This is a genomic window from Aquiflexum gelatinilyticum, assembly GCF_024741135.1.
GTDB classification, from domain to species: Bacteria; Bacteroidota; Bacteroidia; order Cytophagales; family Cyclobacteriaceae; genus Cognataquiflexum; species Cognataquiflexum gelatinilyticum.
On sequence record NZ_JANSUY010000013.1, the window covers coordinates 13,056 to 31,322 of the forward strand.

The window sequence follows — 18,267 nt, forward strand, 5'->3', positions numbered from 1 at the left end:
AATTATGATCAACAGAGACGAATTCAGAAAATACGCTGTTCACAGCAGGGGCATCAGCGGTAACGCTTTTGACCAATACAACACTTTTGTAGAAAACATGACCAGGTCAGTAATCGAAGAAAGACCTACCAATTTCCGGGAAATTGATGTGTTTTCAAGATTGATCATGGACAGAATCATCTTTTTGGGTACCCAGGTGGATGATTTTATTGCCAATATCATCACCGCACAGTTGTTGTTTTTGGAATCAACCGATCCCAAAAAAGACGTGTTGCTTTATGTAAACAGCCCCGGAGGATCCGTAACTGCCGGACTTGGAATCTATGATACCATGCAGTACATCAATCCTGATGTGGCCACTATTTGTACAGGTATTGCAGCATCTATGGGGGCAGTATTGCTCGCCGGTGGTGCCAAAGACAAAAGATCAGCGTTACAACATTCAAGGGTGATGATCCATCAGCCATCCGGAGGCATGCAGGGACAATCTAAGGACATGGAGATTTCATTGAAGTTGATTTTATCTATGAAGCAAGAACTTTATCAGATTCTTGCGGACCATTCAGGTAAGACTTTTGAAGAAATCGAAAGAGATTCTGATAGAGATTATTGGATGAAAGCACCGGAAGCCAAAGAATATGGCTTAATTGATGAAGTATTGATTAAAAAAACTAAATAATGGCACAAATTACCTGTTCATTTTGCGGAAGAAACAAGAAAGACGTGGACCTGATGGTCTCCGGGATTTCGGCGCATATCTGCAATTTCTGTATTGACCAGGCTTACCAGATTCTTGGCGAGGAAGATAAAAACAAAAAACCCGGCAAGACTCCCAAGGTCAAGCTCAAAAAACCAAAGGAGCTTACTGAATTTCTAAACCAATATGTGATCGGTCAATATGAAGCTAAAAAAGTACTGACCGTCGCAGTATACAACCACTTCAAAAGGTTGCTTCAAAAAGGGGAAGAAAATGACGATATCAGGATCGAAAAATCCAACATCATCATGGTTGGTGATACGGGAACAGGTAAAACCTATCTTGCCAAAACATTAGCCAAAGTCTTGGAAGTGCCCTTCTGTATCGCAGATGCCACTGTACTTACCGAAGCAGGCTATGTGGGTGAGGATGTGGAAAGTATCCTTACAAGGCTGCTCCAAGCCGCTGATTACAATGTAGAAGCGGCGGAAAAAGGCATCGTTTACATTGATGAAATCGATAAAATCGCAAGGAAATCTGACAATCCATCCATCACCCGTGATGTGAGTGGCGAAGGTGTGCAGCAAGCTTTGTTGAAGTTGTTGGAAGGAACGGTGGTAAATGTGCCGCCACAAGGTGGCAGAAAGCATCCTGACCAGAAAATGATTGCCGTCAATACGGAGAACATCCTATTTATCTGCGGTGGAGCATTTGACGGTATCGGAAGACACATTGCAAAGAGGCTGAACACACAACCCATGGGATTCAATAAATATGTCGAAGGCAGACAGGTGGACAGGGCCAACCTCCTTCAATATGTCACTGCACAGGATTTGAAATCTTTTGGTCTGATACCTGAACTGATCGGAAGGCTTCCTGTAGTAACCCACTTGGATCCATTGGATAGAGACACGCTGAAGAGCATCCTGACCGAACCAAAAAACGCCTTGACCAAGCAGTATAAAAAACTGATAGAAATGGAAGGTGTCAAACTGGTTTTTGAGGAAAGCGGGATTGATTATATTGTAGAGAAAGCTGTGGAATACAACCTTGGTGCAAGGGGCTTAAGGTCTATCTGCGAGGCTATCATCACCGATGCCATGTATGAATTGCCTTCGGATGACTCGATTAAGGAATTGGTCATTGATGCCAAGTACGCACAGGAGCAGTTTGACAAGTCTAAGTTTAAGAAACTACAGGTTGCTTGATGGATTGATCAGTTTTCAGTGATCAGTTTCAGAAAACCGCATAAGAAACCGAAAGGACTTCTGCGGTTTTTTTTTAATTATTCATCAATGAGGGTTTCAAAATATTCATTTACAAAAGTCTTTTGACCATGATGGAAAATATTGGTCACGTTAAAATTTATGATGATGCCTTTAGGGGCTTTTAACAGTTTCATATATGCCAATGTTTGGGCATGAAAGAGGGGAATGACTTCTTGTACAGCTTTTATTTCAAGTACCAATGACTCTTCAATATAGAAATCAAAGGTAAGGTCTAAATCCACAAACTCCCCTTTGTAGTCAAAAGGCATTTTGACTTGTTCTCTGAATTTAATACCTCTTAGGGTTAACTCTCTAGCCAGACATTTTTGATACACTTTTTCTAACAAACCGGGACCCAAAATCCTATGAACCTCAATAGCGGCCCCAATTACATCGTAGCTTAACTTATCAAGTTGTTTTTTAGACATTTCCATTTAGACAGAGGTTAAATTAAAGAGTCATTTTTGAATAATTTCTTAATTTCTAAAATTCAAAACAAAAAAGATAGTAAGTGGAAAAATTATTACCATATAGCTCATATAGGACACATAGTTCTTGGCCAAACATTCCTTGATATCAAATTATATCGGCGCCTTAAATCCTATATTAATTCCCTCTAAAAAATCTATGTGCACTATGTGTCTATATGGTAAAATAAATTAACCTCAAATCCTGTTGTCCATTGATTATTCCAACAGTATTTTGAAAAATTATTACCATGTAGCTCATATAGGACATATAGTCCTTGGCAAAACATTCCTTGATATCAAATTATATCGGCGCCTTAAATCCTATATTAATTCCCTCTAAAAAATCTATGTGCACTATGTGTCTATATGGTAAAATAAATTAACCTCAAATCCTGTTGTCCATTGATTATTCCAACAGTATTTTGAAAAATTATTACCATGTAGCTCATATAGGACATATAGTCCTTGGCAAAACATTCCTTGATATCAAATTATATCGGCGCCTTAAATCCTATATTAATTCCCTCTAAAAAATCTATGTGCACTATGTGTCTATATGGTAAAATAAATTAACCTCAAATCCTGTTGTCCATTGATTATTCCAACAGTATTTTGAAAAATTATTACCATGTAGCTCATATAGGACATATAGTCCTTGGCAAAACATTCCTTGATATCAAAAATTAAATTTGCGCCTTAAATCCTATATTAACTCCCTCTAAAAATCGATGTGAACTATGTGTCTATATGGTAAATCAAATAACCTCAATGGCTAATCGCAAGGCTGCTGCAAATCATTTTAGCAGCGGTTTCTGAAGCTGAATCGGTCCCCAATTTTTCTTTGATTTCGGTATAGCCATCCAAAATTTCGGCTTTGTGAAAAATATTGGAAAGGATCAGGTTCAGTTCCTGACTTAGGTTTTCAACGCTGTAATCATTTTGGATCAGTTCTGCCACCACCTTTCGGTCAGCGATCAAGTTGACCAATGAAATAAAAGGCACCCGGATCAACCTTTTGGCAATGGCGTAGCTTATACCTGAGGTTTTGTAGACGACTACTTGGGGAACGCGGAAAAGAGCTGTTTCCAAAGTGGCTGTTCCGGATGTGACAATGGCTGCATTAGCATGGTGCAGCAGGTCATAAGTCTGATTGTAGATGACTTTGATACCGGCTTTGATGGCAGGTTCATATAAGGCTGTGTCAAGGTTGTCGACTCCTGCAATCACAAATTGTGCATTCGGAAACTTTTTGACTACCTGAAGCATGACATGCATCATGTTGGCGAGTTCCTGTTTTCTGCTTCCAGGCAACAATGCAATGATGGGGCTATAACTCAAACTGTTCTTTTGATGAAAAAAAGGATGTGGTTCAAATTTGGAAATTTCGTCCAATAATGGATTACCAACGTAATGAGCATTTATCTCAAATTTCTTAAAAAATGGAGGTTCAAATGGAAGGATTGAATACACCTGATCGGTAAACTCTTTTATTTTAAAAGCTCTTTTCTGGTTCCAAGCCCAGACTTTCGGCGGGATATAATAATGGACAGGTATTTTGTTTTCCTTTCCAAAAGCCGCCATTTTCATATTGAAACCCCCATAATCCACCAATACCAACACATCAGGCTTGAATTTGAGAATGTCTTTTTTGATCAAAGAAAGATATTTCAGTACTTTCCTGAAGCCCAATAGCACTTCAACAAAACCCATCACAGCCACTTCATCAAAATGTGCGGCAAGTGAAAGCCCTTCATTTCTGGAGTAATCCCCTCCCATACCACGGAAATTAGCATTAGGATCCAAGGATTTGATCGCAGAGATCAGGTTGGAGGCATGGAGGTCTCCAGATCTTTCACCGGATATGATGTAGTATTTCATGGTTTTTTACCACTGAGGGCACTGAGAACTCAGAGAAAATGAGAAATAAAAAGAGAGTAATGAGTTAAAGATCATAGAATAACCCTTTTTAATCCATTAACCAACCTTTTTTCATTGAAGTTAATTAGAAGACCCAGTGGATATTTTCCAAGTTTGAGGTATGTTAACATTTGAGCTAAATGTATCTCTTTCAATTTTTTGATGCTTTTAATTTCGATAACAACAGTCTTTTCGACGACTAGATCTAAACGATAACCACAGTCTAAAAAAATTCCGTCAAAGTAAACAGGTAATGGTTTTTCTATTTCAATAGACAACCCAATTGAATTCAACCTATGAAAAAGGCATTTTTGATACGCACTTTCCAATAATCCGGGGCCAAGTTCTTTATGGACATAAATAGATTCACCGATAATCTTTTGTGTAAGAGAATTTATCTCCATTTATTCTTCCTTGAATATAAAACCTTAAATCTCTCGTAACTCTGAGCCCTCGGTGTCCTCTGAGGTGAATAATCATTCCCCAAAGTACTCTACAAAATTCCTTGGGGTTTCGTAAAGCGTGAGTTTGTATAATTTTCCTTGAGAGACGATTTTGTTGACGGCAGGTTCGAGAATTTTCCAGAATTCCATGACAAGGTTTTCGCAACTTGCCATTTTGCCCTGCATGAAATCCACATCAATATTGAGGTTTTTGTGGTCTACTTTATCTATCACCAAAGTACGGATGATGGTACTGAGTTGCTTCAAATCCACCACGAAACCTGTTTCCGGATCGGGGATTCCTTTGACAGTGACGATCAACTCAAAATTATGACCATGCCAATTTACATTGGCGCAAGGTCCAAATACAGCAATGTTTTTTTCTTCAGACCAATTGGGATTCCAAAGCTTATGTGCGGCGTTGAAATGTTCTTTTCTACAAACGTGTACCATCCTCAGATTCTAATGAGGTGCAAAAATACATAAAAAGTATAAGGATAGACAAATCAAAAGTCTATTAGAAAAGAAACCCTTTCCAAAGGAAAGGGCTTTTATCATTCTTGAATGTTTAATAATTGAATCAATCTTATGGCATCAGATTTTTCTTTGAGATCAAGCGAATAGTCACTTATCAAACTTGTTGCTTTTTCCGTATCCTCCTCAAAAGTTTCTTTCAAATACTTGGACTTGGTTTTGAGGAGCGTGGTTTCCCCATCCTTTACGATGTATAACTCTTCAATCGTTTGAAAGGCCTTCGCTCTTTGGGAGCCATAAGTAGCCGTCAAATCATCTCCCATAGTTTTGTAATGATGGGCAATCAATGAATATTTTCCATCAACCAAAATCTCAACAAATACATTTGCCCCGGCTTGGGGTATGGAATAGCCTGATCTAAATAATCTTGGATATGATTCGGTATTGAGGATAAAACCCGAAATTTTCCCAGGATAATACGCAATCAACTGACCATCCATTTTATGTTCCAGGGTATTGTCATAAGAATTAAAAGCGATGGTCAAGTTAGCTGCTGTATCTTGTTCGGAAAAAATGATACTTCCTATTTCGAAATCCAATAAATATGCAGAACCTTTAACTTCTGAATAAGGATTGGTCAAGACCGGCCTTCCGCCTGAGGCATCATCTTTCAATAACTTCAACTGTGCAATAGCAGGATTGACTAATCCTGTCAAAAGCACAAATACTGCAATTTTTAAACTAATTTTTCTCATATTCAAAATTAAAAAAAAGGCTGGTTTCCCAGCCTTTTAATCTAAACTTTTAAGCAAATAAATTAAGAATCAGGTGCAGCAGGTCTTGTAATTCTTAACTGCACTCTTTTATAATTTTCACTTGGAGCTATTTGCGCATTTCCATCCAATTCCAGCAAAAGGTCAACAGATCCACCGATAGCACCGGTATTAAGGATGGTGACCACTGCATTGGCAGTGCTTGAATTTGCAGGGATTACAAGTGAACCTGATACAGAGAAATCGGTTCCTGCAACAGCCGTAGTACCATCAGGAACAATTTTAAATGCGATCGTTTCATCTGAAGTTCTTTGAGCACCAACAAGATTTACCTGAAGGTTCACTGTACCCACTGTATTGGCTACAGTGATTCTTGGATATGCAGGATTTGATGTCCCTGCTAGAGGTGTCCTCACCACTGCATCTTGGAATTCTACAACTGCACCTGACCATGTTGGATAGTTTTGCTCAATACAAGAAGAGAATGCCAAAACCAAGGCCAATGATAATAATGATAGTATCTTTTTCATGTTAAATTCAGTTTAGTAGCCTCTATTTTGGTTCAAGTTAGGGTTACCATCAACTTCTCTTTGAGGAATTGGAGGAAGGATTTTGAAATCATCAAAAGTTAGGTTGACAACGGGAGTGGTTTTGATAACATCCTTACCATATCTTTTCAAATCAAACCATCTGTGTCCTTCGAATGCAAACTCCTTGAATCTCTCCAAAAGAATTTCGTCCAATAATGCCTGACCTGAAAGCGTGACAGGAGCCAAACCTCTAAGCGCTTTGAAAGCATTCAATTCAGTTAAAGCAGCTGCTTCATTACCAGGAATGTGGTAGTTAGCTTCAGCCCTGTTTAGGTGCATTTCAGATTTTCTGATTACAGGCACATTATCTCCGTATGCAAATCCATTCTTAGAAGCAAATTTGATACATTCGATCTGACGGCCTGCACCTCTTACGGTATTACCTGTGGTATATAAGAAAGCTCTGACATCATCATTTCTGGTTACATCCCAGTTGTTATTATCATTCGCAGGTGTACCGATCTGCAATTGGGTCAATCCAAAGAAACCTCTTACAGTTGCATTTGGAATGAAATCACCCCAACCACCCTGAGAGTTTTTATTCGCAGTCAAGCTAAGCAAAGTGGTATAAGACGTCTGAAGTGACTCATTTACACCGATAGCTTCACCTGGAATTGCAAATCTCACCTCAAACATAGACTCAGGATTTACTTCTGCTCTCCAACCATTTACATAAGCTTGTCCTCCTAATACTGTACCGACATTACTTGCCAAGGCAGTAGTTGCTTCGTCAGCAGCTTTTGCCCAATCACCTCTGTACAATGCAACTCTGGAAAGTAAAGCAGATGCTGCTGCAGAAGAAGCAAAATAGGTACCTCTTGAGGTCAACAAAGTTTTTGCAGCTTCCAAATCTGCATAAATCTGGGTGTAAACCTGGTCAATGGTAGACCTTGGAGTCTGACGTGCCAAGGCTGCATCGGAAGTAATTACACCTTCCAATACCAATGGAATACCTCCCTCATCGGTAACACCCGGTGTATAAATAGCAGTAGGGATGTAGGAATAAACCTTGATCAAATCAAAGTAGTACAAAGCTCTTAAGAATTTGGCTTCGCCTTCCCATCTCGCCAACTGCGCTGCTGACGCACCCTGAACATTAGGAAGCCCATCGATGATCAGGTTGGCTTCGTTGATGGCAAAATAACTGTTGGCCCAAAAATTTCCTAAGTTTCCAAAATGAGCGTTTGGTTGGTTATTGTTTTCCCCAATCAATCGGCCTGAGTTGGAGGTAGTCTGTCCAACATCTGCTAAGGCATCAGAAAGCGCCAACAAATCTCTACCATAATTTGAAACAGGTCTCAATCTCGCATAAACAGAATTGAGAGCAGCACCTACTGCATCAGGAGTATTCAGTGCTCCGTTAGCGTCTATTGATTGTCTAGGATCAACTTGTAACAAGTCATCACAAGAAGTCATAAAGAATGACCCTGCTAGGACAAAGGATAAGACAATTTTATTTATAAATTTCATGTTTTTCATTTCCTTAAGATGTTTAGAATCCGATTTGAACACCTATGGTATAGTTTTTAGTCAAAGGAATCTGACCTGTACCTGCACCTACGAACTCAGGATCGTATCCCGGATAGTCTGCATAAGTCCAAAGGTTCAATCCCTGTGCATAAATTCTTGCTCTTGTCAATCCAAGATTTCTTACCAAAGTTGGGCTAAATTCATAAGCCAAAGTTAACTGAGACAACCTGATAAAATCAGCTTTCAACAAATTGGCTGAACCTGTACCTCTTGATGCACCTCGCACTTCATTTCCTGCATTGGTGGTCAAGTTTCTTGGAATGTCTGTGATCTGTCCCGGAGTAGTCCATCTTCTGTCATTGACTTCTCTCAAGGCATTAAGGGTCAATCGGGTACCATTTTCTCTTAAGAAATTGTACTGACCATCAGAAACCACTGCACCATATTCATACGTGAAGAATGCAATAAGTTCAAATCCTTTGTATCTAAAGGTATTGTTCAAACCTCCGAAGGTGGTAGCCAAGTTCGAACCTTGGTACTGTCTGTCAGCAGCCAATGGTAAATAAGTGATGTTTCCATTGATATCATACCACATCGGACGGCCCGTAGCAGGATTGACACCCGCATAAGTCGCCAAGAAGAAGGATCCTGGAGCAGCAACACCGTCATTTGCAGGGTTACCTACGGGCTGTCCTACTGCAAGGCCTGGGTTAGCTGGAAGGAATTCTAATCCATCATATAAGCTGACAATCTGATTTTTGATATAAGTGAAATTGAAAGAAGTATTCCATCTGAAACCACCTTTGTCAACGTTTATGGTAGAAACTTCAAATTCGATACCTTTATTCTGCAATTCTCCGACATTGTTGGCAATTGTTCCAAAACCGTTTGTCCAAAGTATCGGCTGATCTAACAACAAGTCTTTGGTCCTTCTATCGAATACGTCCAATGAACCTGTAATCCTATTGCTCAAGAAACCGTAGTCCAAACCAAGGTTGAATGTTACGTTTGATTCCCATCCAAGATCAAGGTTTGCAAGAGATGTTGGTCTAATACCTGCCTGACCGGCGTAGTTTCCTCCACCGCCATATAGACCTCTAGCGGCAAAGTTTCCGATTTGGTCGTTCCCTGTTTTACCATAAGAAGTTCTTAACTTCAAATCTGATACTACTTCACTGTTTTGCAAGAAACTTTCTTCCACAATATTCCAGCCTAATCTGATAGAAGGGAACAAACCGTATTGATTGTTCGCTCCAAATCTTGAAGAACCGTCATATCTAGCAGTTACAGTTGCCAAGTATTTTTTCTTGTAATCATAGCTTCCTGAAATGAAAGCACCCGCTCTTTTGTAACCTGTCCAAAATCCAGTAATAGATTCAGGAGTAGCTGCCGATTGGATTGTTCTAAACTGGAAAGTAGGGAAACCGATACCAGCACCTGAAAGACCCTGTCTTGTTTCAGATACATATTCCAAACCGAAGATTCCGGATACGTTATGTACATTTCCAAAGGTTTTGTTCCAGTTCAAAGTCTGGGTAGTGATAAATCTTGTTCTCCAGTCTGACTGCTCGGAAGCTCTACCGACTACACCTGCTCCATCTGGAGTTCTAGGATCCCTGTAGGATTCTCCTTGAAGCAATCTGTAATCCAAACCAAATAATGATCTGAATACCAAATTGTCCAATATTTTGTAATTGGCGACAATATTACCTACAACGGTGTTGGTTCTTTGAAGACCTGAGTTATATTCATTGACCAAAACAATATTTTGACCTAAAACTCCACCAATTGAAGTATTAAAGGATCCATCTTCATTGTAAATTGGGTTATGAGGCAACACCGCAGATGCGGAGAAAGCCGGGTTACCCAAGAAAGCACCATCAACAGCGAAAGGAATGTTTTGCTGGAAAGTGGAAAGGTTAAGACTTGTTTCAAGATTCAATCTTGAATTTGCCTGATGAGTCAAAGCCACCCTTACAGTACCTCTTTCAAAGTCAACAGGCTTGAAAGATGATTCTTGATAATTATATGATCCTGACAAGAAGAAAGTGGTTTTGTCATCACCACCTGAAACAGAAAGTTCATAATTCTGGATTTTTCCTGTTCCCATCACTTCTCTCTGCCAATCATATGTCGGAAGACCTTGACCGATAGCTTCCAAATCAGCAGGAGTTAATGTCTGCCAGTTAGCAGGTAGACGGCCCATGTTGTTTAGGGTATTCGCCTCTGGAAGCGTATTTCCGGAGTTTTGGTAAGCTTCTCTTCTCATTTCATACCATTCAGCTCCACCTAATACATCCAGGTATTTCATTGGCTGTGTAGAACCTCCAAAAGCATTGAATTCAAATCTAGCTTTACCCTGCTTACCTCTTTTTGTTGTGATGATAACAACACCATTTGCAGCCTGAGATCCATAGATGGCAGCAGAAGCAGCATCTTTCAAAATCTCCATTGACTCGATGTCATTTGGGTTCAAGAATGCAAGTGGGTTGGATTGGGTAAAGTTGGCATTGGATTGGTTATTCAACTGAACACCATCCACAATGAACAAAGGCTCATTACCGGCATTGATTGATCCTACACCACGGATTCGGATATTCACCGCGCCACCCGGAAGACCGTTGGCAGATCTTACCTGGACACCTGAAGCCCTACCTTGCAAAGCCCTGTCAAATGACTGCATTGGCAAGTTTTGGATCAATTCCCCTTTCACAGAAGAAATAGCACCTGTAACTTCTCTTTTTTGCTGAACACCGTAACCTGTTACGATCACTTCTCCCAAACTAGCAATGTCTGGTTGCAATTCAACGACGATTTGGGATCTGTTTCCAAGAGAAACCTCTTGGTCAACGAATCCCGTAAAACTAAATACCAAGACATTACTGCCCTCTGGTACATTAAGTGAGAATTTACCATCTAAATCAGTAGCTGCACCGATTGTAGTACCTTTCACCACGACTGAAGCACCTGGAAGCGGAAGACGATCCTCACCGGATGTCACCGTTCCAGTCACAACGCGCCCTTGTGCAAATGCTGCCGCACCTACAAAAAGAAGCATTAGTCCTAGAAGTAAAACTTTCTTCATAAATTGTTTTTTTTGGTTTAACGATATTCCAATTTTATCCATTAACCTCTGATAATCCAAAATCGTTTAAAAAATTTACATATATGGCAGTGGAACAATGATTTAAGAATATTTGGTATTTAGACAAAAGGGGACATATTATTTTCCCATTTTTAGAAAATCCGCATGATATAAAAAAAAGGAACCTGTTAACGGTGTGTTAACGAAATAAAATAATTTTTAACTTTTGTTAACAATATTTTTTGAATTACAAATTAAAGAGGTCTTTGTTACTTAATTTTTAAACTTAAATATTACACATATTTAAAATGAAAAAAATAATAAAATAGAATATAAATTGACTTTTTAAAAAAAAATATATAATTATTATAATAAAAACTAAATTCTAAAAAATTACAAATAAATCAATATAATATACTGAAAAATGTACTAAATCAGAGAATTATATCAAATACAAATAAAATATCAGAATTTTTATTAATTATTGAACGATTCTAAAAAATAATGTCTATACATCAAATTTGATTTATTAACATTAAATTAAAATTACTTTATAGAAATTGTAACCCTTCGGTTTAGCGCCTTGTTTTCGGGTGTGTCATTAGGTTGTATTGGTTCCCGATCTCCCTTTCCGTCTGTAGCTACCCTGATTTCAGGTATTCCTTTTTCCATCAAAAATTTCTTCACACTTTCAGCCCTTCGAAGGCTGAGGCTCTCATTATACATTGGATTTCCCTGATTATCTGTGTGGCCGATGATGGTGATTGCTACTTTGGGGTTTTCCATCAAAAAGTTATATAACCTCTTGAGAGAACTTGCTGACTCCTGCTTTAGGTCATCTTTGTCCAAGTCAAAAAATATATTTTCGAAAACAAACTCTTCCCCTGAACCAATGGGTATGAGTGAGACCATCAGGTCTTTCTGATTTTTGAGGTTATCTCTATCTACATTGTAAATTTTTGGAAGGTATCCCTCTTTTTCCACATAAAGTCCAGAAAAGGATTTATCCGGATAAAGCATCATAAATTCCCCGGTTTTTCCATCAGAGCGGAATTCGTAAAGTGTACTGTCGTTGCTCAGGCTTACGAGGGAAAGTCTGGCATCTACCGGATCTCCGGTCTTACTGTTAAACACTTTTCCTTGGGTAACAATAAGATTTTCTCCTAATGAAATTTCTTCAGGAAATCTAAATTTGTAGAGGTAAGACCTTTCCTCCATAGTCTCATTGAAAGTGTTTTCGGTATAGTAAGCATAATCCCTCTGGGCGGTAATAAAAAGGGAAAACTGATCTAAGTGGTCATTTATGGGATAACCTAGATTCTCAGGATTTGTAAAGACTCCATTCTCAACCCTTGATACAAATATATCCTGCCCTCCAAACCCTCTATGTCCGTCTGAAGCAAAAAACAAAATTTCATTGTTGAAGTAAATGAATGGAGAAACTTCATCTTTTGGAGTATTGACAAGACTGCCGAGATTTTTGGCTTCTGACCATCCCCCATTTGGCATTCTAAGCGAATACCAAAGGTCTCTTCCGCCAAACCCTCCCCTTCTGTTTGAAGAGAAAAAAAGAATCCTTCCGTCAGCTGATAAAGAGGGTTGAGAATCCCAAAATCTTGAATTCACGGCCTTTCCCATATTTGAAGGCCTTTGCCACTCATCGTTTAACTTGTAAGCAATATAAAGGTCACAATCCCCAAAAGAATCCGGAGTCTCGCAGGAGGAAAATATCAGGATTTTGCCATCTGCAGAAATGGTGCAGGTTCCTTCATTGTAATTGGTATTGATGACACTGGAAATACTTGCAGGCTGGGACCATAGTTGGTCTTCCTCCGAAAAGTTGCTGGTAAACAAATCCTCATGTTCAAAATTTTTAAGTCCGTCTCTTTTTACAAAAATAATTTTCTTGCTATCTGCTGTAAGGACAGGAAAATATTGGAGGGAAAATCCATTTAAGGGCTCGTCCAATTTTTCCTTTTCAATAGAAAGTGCCTTTTCAAGCTGCAGGCTGATAAATTTCATTTGACTTTCAGTCTCCCTATAATCAATGCGTTGCTTGAAGCTGGGCTCTAACAATGGATTCGCATCATTATATTCCAAAAGGGATTCCTCGAACATGCCCATGGCCAAATAGCAATGCACCTTGAGCCATTTGAATTCTCCTTTGATTTGGTTTTTTGCCTGCTTTGCTCTAGCCTCTCCCCTTTCAGCGACTTTAATCGCTTCTTGGGGTTTCCCTTTGGTCAAAAGGATTCTTCCCCATTTGATGTATGATTCCAAAAAACCCGCTTCCCTTTCAATGGACGCTCTGTATTTTTCAATTGCCTCATCATACATCCGCTTTTGAACCAATTCATCACCCTCCTGATGCATTTTGATTGCCTTGTTGTCAATGATAGAATAGCCCTGACCGAATGAGAAAGAGATGAAAAAAAACAGGATTATACTAAGCAGGCTTATCTTCATGGGCTAAGGGATATCCATAAATTTATGTGTTTGTAGCGATATTTTCCAATTTGGATTTGATTTTACGTAATCAATCACTTTTTCGGTCATATTTTCTTTTTTGCTCCACTCAGGCTGAAGAAGCTTTTGGCAGCTAGGTTTTACCTTGGAAGCATGTTCTTCTGCAAACGCAAAATCCGAATTATGATAGGCGATAACTTTCAGTTCATCCGCTTTTTCATAAATACTTGGGTGCGGTTTTTTAAATTTTTTTGGAGAAAAACACACCCAATCAAAAATCCCAGAAAAAGGATGGGCACCTGAGGTTTCTATATGTATCCTAAATCCATTTTCTTTAAGTGCATAAGTCAATGGATATAAATTATACATCAAAGGCTCACCGCCGGTAATCACTACAGTCCGTGAAGGAAACTTCATTGCTTCAGAAACGATGGAATCAACGGACCAAAGCGGCCATTTAGCTGCATCCCAGGAATCCTTGACATCACACCAAACACATCCAACATCACAACCTCCTAGCCTTATAAAGTAGGATGGGCTACCTGAAAAGGTGCCTTCGCCCTGAATCGTGTAAAATGCTTCCATCACAGGAAGTGCTGTTCCTTCCGATACTTCTATTTTGGAATTTTTCATAATTTTTGATAAAGCGGGTAATTGAACCGCTGGGTAAATAATTGATTTTAAGTCTGCAAATGTAGGGTAAAAAAGGTAGAATGCTAAAAATTGACAGAAGGGGGGATTGGAAAATTGAAAGGTTAGAAGATTGGAAGATTATAAAATTGGATTGGAAGGTTCGAAGGTTGGAAGGTTGGAAGGTTAGAAGCGTCTAATGTCTATTCACTCAAAGTACTTTTTCCATCACAATCCTGTAGTCTTTGACCTCTCCTTTTTTGATCAAATCCACAATCATAAATCCCCGATTGAGTCCAAAATGGATCATTTTTGAAAGCCTGTTTCTGGTTTTGAAAGTCACTTTGACAAATCCATTGGTTTTTGCCCAAACCTCTTGGCTTTCGGCTAATTTTGTTGCGATGCCCTTTCTCCTGTATTCATCCAAAACTCCTCCCATCCAAGAGTAAAATATATCATGTCCATACCGGCGGTATCCTACTTTAAATCCAACAGGTTTGTTACCAGCAGTTGCAATCAAAATCAAATGAGGGACATCTGAAAGCCTCTCTTCATAGGTTTTTTCGGTATAAGGCTGAAAAAATTCAGGCACTTTCTTACTGAGGGCTATTACCTCCTCAATGGTCCCTTTCCTGATATTTATTTCCATTACAAATCTATTTCCATTTTGACATCACATCTTCCATACTTTCCGCATTCGGGGGTGATGTCCCTGAATCCAAACTTCCGGTAAATATTCAAGGCCGTCTCTAATTTGGAATTAGAGTAGAGAACCACTTTTCTAGCGCCCATCGACCTTGCTTTTTCTAAAATAGAGGAAGCAAGAAGTTGTCCTACTTTTTTGCCTTGAGCTTTGGGTATGACGGCCATTTTCACCATTTCAAAAATTCCCTCGTCTGATTTTGACAAACCTACAGTTCCGATAATTTCCTCTCCTTCCTTTGCGAATAGGATCACTCCGCCTTTATTCAAGATCACTTCTTGAGGATTTAGAAGCTGTTCAATATCAAATGGTTCAAGGGAAAAATATTTTTCAACCCATTCCTTATTGATTTTTTCAAAATGAGGCTGAAGGTCAGGAGAATAATCAATGATTTGGACCATAAATTTTTAAAATAGACTAGGGAGGAGAAAAAAGCTAATTTTCAATTAAATCGGGATAAAAATAAGAAAAGCCTGATAGGTTTCCCAATCAGGCTATTAAGATTCACTATTTTCAAAATAAAATAAATGATAGCGTTTTGTTCCCAATCTAAAAATTAAGCTGAACCTGTTTTCCGATTTTGTCTTTTTGCTCGAGCTCAAGCAACTTGGATTTTCTCCAAATCCCGCCTGCATATCCTGTTAACTGCCCGTATTGCCCAACTATTCTGTGGCAAGGCAACATGATCAAAATAGGATTTGCACCAACAGCCGTTCCTACAGCCCTTACTGCTTGGGGGTTTCCAAGGTTAATTGCAATCTTTTGATAAGAAACTGTTTGCCCAAATGGGATTTTGTTTACTTCCATCCATACTTTATGTTGGAAATCAGTACCTCCCAAAGCAACGGGAACATCGAACGTTTTGAGTTTGCCTTGGAAGTATAACCCAAGTTGTATCCAAATATCCATCAATATCCCATCAAAAGAATCATTTGTGGGATCTTCTTCAGTAAATTTAAGACTGACGAGATATCCGTCCCAAACTTCTGCCCTTACATTCCCAAGAGGAGTCTCCAATACCGCATATTCTCTCATATTTACTGATCTTTAAAGGTTTGTGTCCACTAGTCAATAAACATTCCCACAATTTAAACTTACAACGATTTAAAAACCATTTTGTCTTACAAAACCCTAATTTATTTAAAAAAGAATTGAAATTGTAGAATTAATCTTAGGCATTTGAAGTTTGTAATCAAGCAAAAAAACGCCTCAAAATCCCAAATCATGCCTTGTCCACAATCATAAGCCGGAACCTCCAAACCTCCCTGATGGATCTGAGGTCCACCTCAAAAGGTTTGAAAATGGGGTTAGAAGAACAAAGTAACAGTTTTTCATTTTCCTTTACTTTGTTATAAACGATTTTAAAAGTGATGCCGTCTGAATCTGTCAAAATAACATATTTTTCACCGTCTTTGATCCGGGTCCAATCATCTACATATTCACACACTATCCAAGCTCCATCAGGAATTGGAAGCATTGAATCTCCATCAATCTGAAATACCCTGTATTTTTTATCCTGAGACAAAAACGGAAGTGAAAACCTAGGAAGATCACCGATAAATTCAGGATCCGAAAATCCAGCGAGATAGCTCGCCTTTACTTTTTGGGATACTACTTCTATCAATTCTTTCCCTTCAGCATCAACAGTTGTAGCCAATATCCTAAGATTTTTACCTTTTAAAAAACGGTCAGTATCCAATAATTCCCTCAATTTGAATTCTGAAAGTTCCTCGAGATTTTTCTTAAGAAGCAAATCAACAGAAACTCCAAGGTAATCAGCAATTTGCAGCAAAGTTTCCAAAGGAGGGTTGATGTTTAACTCATATCCCGCAAGCTTGGACCTGCTGATACCAATAGAAGATGCCATCGTCTCTTGGGTGATGGATTTTCTTTTTCTCAAGATTTTTATGTTGGCACTCAAATACATTTTGGAGGATTTATCTTAAACAATTCCGCGTGATTGAATCCAAAATTAATAGTATTGTTGAAATTGTTGTCAATAAAAAGATGATAATTTAAACAATTTGGTATAAAACAAAAAAAGCCCTGCCAAAAGGCAGGGCCTGTACCAGGAGCGGGAATCGAACCCGCACGAGATTGCTCTCACAAGATTTTAAGTCTTGCGTGTCTACCTGTTCCACCATCCCGGCATTCTCTAACTTTATTAGAGATTTTGAAATTCCTGAAAACAACAAAGCCCTTCTACAAGGGCCTTTTTGAGCGAGAGACGAGATTCGAACTCGCGACCCCGACCTTGGCAAGGTCGTGCTCTACCAACTGAGCTACTCTCGCATTATCTTACTTGACCGACCAAAAACCTTACGCCTTTGTCTTTTGTGAGTGCAAATGTAAAGCAGTTTTCTAAAATAGCAAAAGCTGTACGTTAAAAAATTTCATTTTCATTGTCATCCCATACCTCAAAAATTGATAATCAGGCATTTATTTAATTTTATTGGAGATAAGAATTTTCATTAAATCATTGGAATTCTTTGCACCAAGTTTTTTCAATATTTTTTTCCGGTGGGTAAAGACTGTATTTTTTGAAATAAACATCCTGTCTGCAATTTCTTGCGAATTCAATCCTTCCAATAATAAAAGAGAAACTTCTTTTTCTTTTTTTGAAAGAAGAAGGTCAGGGCTTGGAGTTTTGGCTTTTTCATGGGTTACTTTTTCACCGTTTTCTTTGATATAAGAATAGCTCCAATCATAGCCAATCAAATGTTCATTGTTGGTAATATGAAGCCCAATGTGAAGGTCAAAAATAAAGTTTCCGTTTATATCTATCAGGTAAGGTTTCGCTTTTGTAAAAAACCAGATTTCTTTTTTGGTGATTTTATGTAACCAACGGAGGGTATAGGACAATTCAAAAGTCTTTTTCTCAACGATACTGGCCTTCTGAAATGCCTCCAAAAATCTGTTATTGAAGGCTACATGTTCCTTTGCGTCTCCCGGATGCAATGCAGAAATCACTCCAGCAAGGCCATTAGCTCTCAAAAAATCAGCAGAATGCCCACTGATTTGTTCTATATTTTCTGTGAAAAAAGGCAAACTCATATCTCGGTAGTCAAAACAACCGATTATAATCCCCTCTTTCATTCCGAGACTGAGGCTTATCTTTTCAAGATCTTTCAGCAACTCTTTCTCATCGGGGTGAGGAATAAACTCTCTGTCATTTTTATAGGAAAAAAATTCCGATAATTTATTCTGATTTCTTAATTCATCCAACAATGAAACATCCATAGACCCAAACGCAAAAGCTATCAGTTTAAAATTTTACCTTT

At 38.6% G+C, this 18,267-nt stretch carries 17 protein-coding genes and 2 tRNA genes; 2 read left to right on the plus strand and 17 right to left on the minus strand.

Features of this window, described 5'->3' with window-relative positions; all coding sequences use genetic code 11:
- Nucleotides 1-4: 4 nt before the first annotated feature.
- Complete coding sequence (locus NU887_RS13815) at nucleotides 5-679, plus strand: ClpP family protease (protein WP_258423971.1); 675 nt, start codon at nucleotides 5-7, stop codon at nucleotides 677-679.
- Complete coding sequence (gene clpX / locus NU887_RS13820; protein ID WP_258423972.1) at nucleotides 679-1,905, plus strand: ATP-dependent Clp protease ATP-binding subunit ClpX; 1,227 nt, start codon at nucleotides 679-681, stop codon at nucleotides 1,903-1,905. The genes NU887_RS13815 and clpX overlap by 1 nt, the downstream gene beginning before the upstream one ends.
- 77 nt (nucleotides 1,906-1,982) lie before the next feature.
- Here clpX and NU887_RS13825 read toward each other — a convergent pair whose 3' ends face one another.
- The 17 genes from NU887_RS13825 to NU887_RS13905 form a co-directional block, all read right to left on the minus strand.
- On the minus strand, nucleotides 1,983-2,399 hold the full coding sequence (locus tag NU887_RS13825) for a GxxExxY protein (RefSeq protein WP_258423973.1): 417 nt from the start codon (nucleotides 2,397-2,399) through the stop codon (nucleotides 1,983-1,985).
- A gap of 801 nt (nucleotides 2,400-3,200) precedes the next feature.
- On the minus strand, nucleotides 3,201-4,313 hold the full coding sequence (gene lpxB / locus NU887_RS13830) for a lipid-A-disaccharide synthase (protein WP_258423974.1): 1,113 nt from the start codon (nucleotides 4,311-4,313) through the stop codon (nucleotides 3,201-3,203).
- Nucleotides 4,314-4,384: 71 nt separating this feature from the next.
- A complete protein-coding gene (locus NU887_RS13835; protein WP_258423975.1) occupies nucleotides 4,385-4,756 on the minus strand; it encodes a GxxExxY protein in 372 nt (123 codons plus the stop codon).
- A 72-nt stretch (nucleotides 4,757-4,828) separates the two neighbouring features.
- Nucleotides 4,829-5,248: a 6-pyruvoyl trahydropterin synthase family protein gene (locus tag NU887_RS13840; protein WP_258423976.1), complete on the minus strand. Its 420-nt coding sequence runs from the start codon at nucleotides 5,246-5,248 to the stop codon at nucleotides 4,829-4,831.
- A gap of 101 nt (nucleotides 5,249-5,349) precedes the next feature.
- Nucleotides 5,350-6,024 carry a hypothetical protein gene (locus NU887_RS13845; RefSeq protein ID WP_258423977.1) on the minus strand — a complete coding sequence of 225 codons (675 nt, stop codon included), beginning with the start codon at nucleotides 6,022-6,024 and terminating at the stop codon, nucleotides 5,350-5,352.
- A 62-nt stretch (nucleotides 6,025-6,086) separates the two neighbouring features.
- Nucleotides 6,087-6,572 carry a DUF4843 domain-containing protein gene (locus NU887_RS13850; RefSeq protein ID WP_258423978.1) on the minus strand — a complete coding sequence of 162 codons (486 nt, stop codon included), beginning with the start codon at nucleotides 6,570-6,572 and terminating at the stop codon, nucleotides 6,087-6,089.
- A gap of 12 nt (nucleotides 6,573-6,584) precedes the next feature.
- Nucleotides 6,585-8,102 (minus strand): RagB/SusD family nutrient uptake outer membrane protein, encoded by a 1,518-nt coding sequence (locus NU887_RS13855; RefSeq protein ID WP_258423979.1) that lies wholly within the window; start codon nucleotides 8,100-8,102, stop codon nucleotides 6,585-6,587.
- Between the two features lie 22 nt (nucleotides 8,103-8,124).
- Nucleotides 8,125-11,187: a SusC/RagA family TonB-linked outer membrane protein gene (locus tag NU887_RS13860; protein ID WP_258423980.1), complete on the minus strand. Its 3,063-nt coding sequence runs from the start codon at nucleotides 11,185-11,187 to the stop codon at nucleotides 8,125-8,127.
- 546 nt (nucleotides 11,188-11,733) lie between these two features.
- Nucleotides 11,734-13,653 (minus strand): OmpA family protein, encoded by a 1,920-nt coding sequence (locus NU887_RS13865; RefSeq protein WP_258423981.1) that lies wholly within the window; start codon nucleotides 13,651-13,653, stop codon nucleotides 11,734-11,736.
- Between the two features lie 3 nt (nucleotides 13,654-13,656).
- Nucleotides 13,657-14,286, minus strand: coding sequence for a 7-carboxy-7-deazaguanine synthase QueE (locus NU887_RS13870; RefSeq protein ID WP_258423982.1), 630 nt, complete (start codon nucleotides 14,284-14,286; stop codon nucleotides 13,657-13,659).
- A gap of 208 nt (nucleotides 14,287-14,494) precedes the next feature.
- Nucleotides 14,495-14,932, minus strand: coding sequence for a GNAT family N-acetyltransferase (locus NU887_RS13875; protein WP_258423983.1), 438 nt, complete (start codon nucleotides 14,930-14,932; stop codon nucleotides 14,495-14,497).
- Nucleotides 14,932-15,387 (minus strand): GNAT family N-acetyltransferase, encoded by a 456-nt coding sequence (locus tag NU887_RS13880; RefSeq protein ID WP_258423984.1) that lies wholly within the window; start codon nucleotides 15,385-15,387, stop codon nucleotides 14,932-14,934. The genes NU887_RS13875 and NU887_RS13880 overlap by 1 nt, the downstream gene beginning before the upstream one ends.
- A 148-nt stretch (nucleotides 15,388-15,535) precedes the next feature.
- Entirely contained in the window at nucleotides 15,536-16,021 is a 486-nt protein-coding gene (locus tag NU887_RS13885; protein WP_258423985.1) for a methylated-DNA--[protein]-cysteine S-methyltransferase, read from the minus strand.
- A 187-nt stretch (nucleotides 16,022-16,208) separates the two neighbouring features.
- Entirely contained in the window at nucleotides 16,209-16,913 is a 705-nt protein-coding gene (locus NU887_RS13890) for an XRE family transcriptional regulator (RefSeq protein ID WP_258423986.1), read from the minus strand.
- Between the two features lie 139 nt (nucleotides 16,914-17,052).
- Nucleotides 17,053-17,136 (minus strand) — tRNA-Leu (locus NU887_RS13895).
- 69 nt (nucleotides 17,137-17,205) lie between these two features.
- Nucleotides 17,206-17,278, minus strand: a tRNA-Gly gene (locus NU887_RS13900).
- Between the two features lie 147 nt (nucleotides 17,279-17,425).
- Complete coding sequence (locus NU887_RS13905; RefSeq protein WP_258423987.1) at nucleotides 17,426-18,226, minus strand: response regulator transcription factor; 801 nt, start codon at nucleotides 18,224-18,226, stop codon at nucleotides 17,426-17,428.
- Nucleotides 18,227-18,267: the final 41 nt, after the last annotated feature.